This window comes from Streptomyces sp. NPDC059248 (genome assembly GCF_042753905.1).
In the GTDB taxonomy this organism is placed as follows: Bacteria; Actinomycetota; Actinomycetes; order Streptomycetales; family Streptomycetaceae; genus Streptomyces.
Genome location: NZ_JBHYZV010000158.1, coordinates 1 through 4,600, shown reverse-complemented (window position 1 = coordinate 4,600; position 4,600 = coordinate 1). Strand labels below are relative to the sequence as shown.

Sequence of the window (4,600 nt, the reverse complement as noted above, 5' to 3'; positions counted from 1 at the left end):
CACGGTCGCCACGCCGCAGCGTCCAGCGGGCCTGGAGGAGCAGTGCGAGCAGTTCGTGCGGTTGGACGGTACGCCCGCGCTCGTCGATGACGAACACCCGGTCGCCGTCGCCGTCGAGCACGACGCCCAGGTCGGCGGAGCAATCCCGGACCGCGTCCCCGGCCCTGCGACGGGTGGCGGCGAGGGTCGGGTCGGGCACCAGACCGCCGAAGTCGGGATCCGGGGCCCCGCCGAGCAGCCGGACCTGCCAGCCGAGGCGCTCGCACAGACGGGCCATCGGCCGACCCGCCACCCCGCCCACGCCGTCCACCACGACCGTTCGCCCGGGGCTCACGGCAGCGGGTAGTCCGTCGATGACGGTGGTGATGTGGTCGTCGATCCAGCGGAGACCGGCCTCGTGGTCCGGCTGCTCGGCGGACGGGACCACCGGGAGGTGGCCCGTCTCGGCGAGCAGTCGCTCGGCGTGGCGCTCGACCGCGGCAGGCAGCGGCCGTCCCGGCGCGACCTTCACCTTGATGCCGTTGTGGCGGCCCGGGTTGTGGCTGGCCGTCACGAGGAGAGCGACGTCCGCCCGGCCGCGCCGCAACGCCGCCGATGCGATCGGAGTGGGCAGGTGCGGCACCAGCCGTACCCGTTCCGCTCCGCCCGATGCGGCGGCCACGACCGCGGCGGCGCACTGCTCGCCGCCGCGCCGGCCGTCATAGGTCACCAGCACCGTCCTTGTCTCCTGAACCGCCGCGAGAGCCCGCATGACGCAGTGGGTCACGAGCGCGGCGTAGGACGGGGTGAAGGTCTCGCCGATGATGCCGCGCCAGCCGTCGGCGCTGGACTTGATGGCTGACAAATCCGTCACTGGTCGCTGCCGTTCATGTCACGTCCCTACGCGCCAGTCCGTGAGGTACTGCTCCTGACTGGTGCTCAGTTGGTCGATTTCCACGCCGTACGCGCGGAGTTTGGCGCTTGCGACGTCGTTCTCGATCGAGCGCGGGATCGGCACGATTCCCGGCTTGAGTTCGCCGGCGTGCTCGACCAGGTACTGAACGCCGAGGGCCTGAGTGGCGAAGGTCATGTCCATCACCTCGGCCGGGTGGGCCTCGGCCGCGGACTGGCCGACGAGCCGCCCTTCGGCGAGCAGGATGACGCTGCGGCCCGACGGCAGGGTGTACTCCACGCAGTTGTCACGGAGTTCGCGTCGCCCGGTGGCGCGTTCGCGGAGTTCGGTGACCGCGACCTCCACATCGAAGTGACCGGAGTTGCACACCACCGCGCCGTCCTTCATGCGCTCCATGTGTGCCAGCGTGACGGCGTCCCGGTTGCCGGTGACGGTGACGAAGATGTCGCCGATCTCCGCGGCCCGCGCCATCGGCATCACCGTCAGACCGTCGAGCTTGGCCTCCAGCGCCCGGATCGGGTCGACCTCGGTCACCACGACGTTCGCGCCCATGCCGCGTGCCCGCATCGCCACACCGCGTCCGCACCAGCCGTAGCCGACGACCACGAACACGGATCCGGCGAGCAGCATGTTCGTCGCCCGCAGGATGCCGTCGATGGTGTTCTGGCCCGTGCCGTACCGGTTGTCGAACAGGTGCTTGGTCGCCGCGTCGTTCGTCGGGAGGACCGGGTACTGCAGAGCCCCGTCCGTGGCCATGTTCCTGATCCGCAGCACACCGGTCGAGGTGACCTCCGTGCCCCCGATGATCTCGTCGAGCAACTGCGGGTGGTCGTTGTGGATCGTCGTGGTCAGATCGGCTCCGTCGTCGACCACGATCGTGGGCCGCAGCGCGAGCACACCCTGCACCTGCTGGTAGAAGGTGTCACGGTCGCACCCGTAGACGGCGAACACCTCGGCACCGATGTCGCGCTGGATGGTCGCCGCGACGTCGTCCTTGGTGGACAGCGGGTTGGAGGCACACAGCGCCAGCTCCGCACCACCGGCGACGAGGGCACGGCACATGTTCGCCGTCTCCGTGGTGACGTGCAGGCACGCCGCGATCCGCTGACCGACGAAGGGCTTCGTCTCCGCGAACCGCTCGACCAGCGTGGAGAGTACCGGCATGCGCCGTCCGGCGAACTCGACCTTCAGCTTTCCCTCGTCCGCAAGGGAAAGATCACGCACCATGCTCATAGAAACTCCATCTCGCTGATCGTTTGATCACTGCATTTGATCTTTTTCCACCCCGGCCGGGAGCATGCTCCCGGCCGACGACAGACCGGAGATCAAGTCCGGGAGAGTGGGTTGCACGGCCCGGGCGCCGACGGCGCCGACGGCGAGTGCGCCGGCCACGTTGCCGCTCCGCAACCGTTGCCGGGGCGGCAGGCCGGCCAGGGCGGCCAGCAGATAGGCGGCGGCGAACGCGTCACCGGCACCCGTCGGATCGCGTACCTCCGCCGGCTCCGCCGGAACGCGCCAGTCCCGGTCGCCGCGGCGCAGATGTGCCCCTTCGGCGCCCAGTGTCGTCACGACGTCGCAGGACGGCCGGCCGATGGCGTCCTCACCCGCCGAGCGGCTGATCCGGTAGTGCTCGTCGCGGTTCAGCAGAAGGATGTCGCACCGCGGCGCGACCGTGGCGGCGATGTCGTCGGCGCAGTAGACGCCGCCGGGGCACCAGCACAGTAACGGTCGGCCGGGATGATCCCCGACCGCCGCGACCGTCTCGCGGAGCGCCTCCCGGCTCGGGTCGAACAGGACCACCGCGTCGACCGGTGCCGCGAGCGCGTCACGTACCGCCGCCGCGGAGAGCAGGTCGTTCGCACCGCGGTGCATGAGCATGTAGTGCTTGTCCCGGAAGACCGGGATGATCACTTGGCCGGTGGGGGCATCGGGGTGGCGTTGCACGGACGAGACGTCCACCCCGCGTGCCCGTAGGTCCGCCAGCACTCCGTCGCCCTCGGCGTCCGTCCCGACACCGGCCACCACGCCCACCCGCATACCGAGCGCGGCCAGCGCCGACGCGCAGTTCCCGGCATGGCCCCCCGGTGCGGTGGTGACGGAACGCGCGACCACCGCGCCGTCGTCCTCGGGTTCGTGGTCGCTGTGCACGATGAGATCGACGTTGAGCGAGCCGATGACGAGGACCCTCGTGGAGTCGGCCGCGCGGCGTAACGCCGACTGCCAGTCGGTCAGCCGGTCCGATGGCGGGACGGAGTCGATCAAGCCCCGCCCCCGACTGCCGCCAGGCCGCTGATCTCCACGACACAGCCCTCCTCGGCCAGTGCGGAGACTTCCAGCAGGACGCTGGCCGGCGGCGGATCGGTCAGGACCTCGTCGCGTACGCGCGAGACGGCGGGGAAGTCACCCCGGACGTCCGTGAGGTAGACGTTCACGCTGACCAGGTCGGCCAGGGAGCCCCCGGCCGCCTCCAGCACCTGCTCCAGGCGCTGGAAGACCACGCGCGCCTGACCGGCCGCGTCGCCGGGGAAGAGGACGGTGCCTTGGTCGTCGGTGGCCACCTGGCCACTGATGAAGACCAGCTCAGTGCCGGGGGTGACGGTCAGCCGGACGCCGGGGGAATAGCGCCCGATCGGCTTGGAATGGGATTGCGGGACAACGGCTGATTTGCGCGTGCTCACACCTGGGCCTTTTCTGGGAAGGGACCGAAGGTCGAGGTCATCGCGGACAGTTGGATCTCCCGGACTTCCACATGCGGCGGAAGCCGGAAGAGCCCGGCGACGACGGCGGCTACGTCCTCAGCCGCAAGTGCTCCGTCGCGGCTGCCGGGGGCCGCACTCTCGTGGGCGCCCTGGAAATGCGTGTCCACTCGGCTCGGCAGCACCGAACAGACGCGGACCTGTTTGTCACGTACCTCTCGCCGTGTGACCTCCAGCAGTGCCCGGAGGCCGGACTTGGAGGCCGCGTACGCCGCTCGTTCCGGGAACGGGTAGAGCACCGAGTCGGAGAGCAGGCCGATCACCAGCGCTCCGGGGGTCGCGGTGAGCAGCGGCAGTACGGTGGTGAGCACCTGGAACCCGCCGTCCAGGTTGGTGCGGACGGTACGGTCCCAGGCGGCGGTATCCAGCTCGCTCAGCGGGGTCCAGACACCCTGTCCCGCGTTGAGTACGAGTGCGGCGAGCCCGTCCAGGCCGGCCAGTGAGGTACGCGCCGCCTGCGCCACCATCTCCGGATCGGTGACGTCGACGACCGCGGTGCGCACCGGCACGCCGTAGGTGCGCACCTCGTCCGCCACATCGGCCAGATCGTCACCGGACCGGGCCCAGAGCACCGGCTGGTAGCCCTCGGCAGCGAGTGCCAGGGCTATGGACCGGCCGATGCCCCGGCTGGCGCCGGTGATCAGCACCCAGCGATTGCGCTCAGACAACGGGGGCCTCCGAAGCGGACCGGGCCCGCCGGCCGGAGCTGATCTCCGTGCGCCGGGTCACTGGTTCGATGAGTTCGGGCCGTAAGTCTTCCAGGAGTGCGAACGCCAGGTCGACCGACTTGACAGAATTCCTCACATCGCCTCCGACCGAGCAGAGCCGGCCGTGGCGGGCGGGGGCGGCCGCGGCCCCGCCCCCCCCCCCGGGGGCCCCGGCCGGCCGCGTGGCCGACGGGGGGGTTTAAAAAAAGGAAGCGGGCCACCCCAGAAGCAGGGTATTTATAGGT

4 protein-coding genes and 1 pseudogene are annotated in these 4,600 nt (G+C 70.5%); all 5 read right to left on the bottom strand.

Going from position 1 to position 4,600, the window contains the following annotated elements; all coding sequences use genetic code 11:
- Positions 1-844 (bottom strand): annotated as a pseudogene (locus ACFXG1_RS32920) (hypothetical protein); the annotation flags it as partial.
- Positions 845-871: 27 nt separating this feature from the next.
- On the bottom strand, positions 872-2,125 hold the full coding sequence (locus ACFXG1_RS32915; protein ID WP_384745849.1) for an adenosylhomocysteinase: 1,254 nt from the start codon (positions 2,123-2,125) through the stop codon (positions 872-874).
- A 27-nt stretch (positions 2,126-2,152) separates the two neighbouring features.
- A complete protein-coding gene (locus ACFXG1_RS32910; RefSeq protein WP_384745847.1) occupies positions 2,153-3,154 on the bottom strand; it encodes a carbohydrate kinase family protein in 1,002 nt (333 codons plus the stop codon).
- The gene (locus tag ACFXG1_RS32905; protein ID WP_384723070.1) at positions 3,151-3,570 is read right to left on the bottom strand and encodes a RidA family protein; all 420 of its coding nucleotides are present in this window, start codon (positions 3,568-3,570) and stop codon (positions 3,151-3,153) included. The genes ACFXG1_RS32910 and ACFXG1_RS32905 overlap by 4 nt, the downstream gene beginning before the upstream one ends.
- The gene (locus ACFXG1_RS32900; RefSeq protein ID WP_384723073.1) at positions 3,567-4,316 is read right to left on the bottom strand and encodes an SDR family NAD(P)-dependent oxidoreductase; all 750 of its coding nucleotides are present in this window, start codon (positions 4,314-4,316) and stop codon (positions 3,567-3,569) included. Before ACFXG1_RS32900 ends, ACFXG1_RS32905 begins: the two co-directional genes overlap by 4 nt.
- Positions 4,317-4,600: the final 284 nt, after the last annotated feature.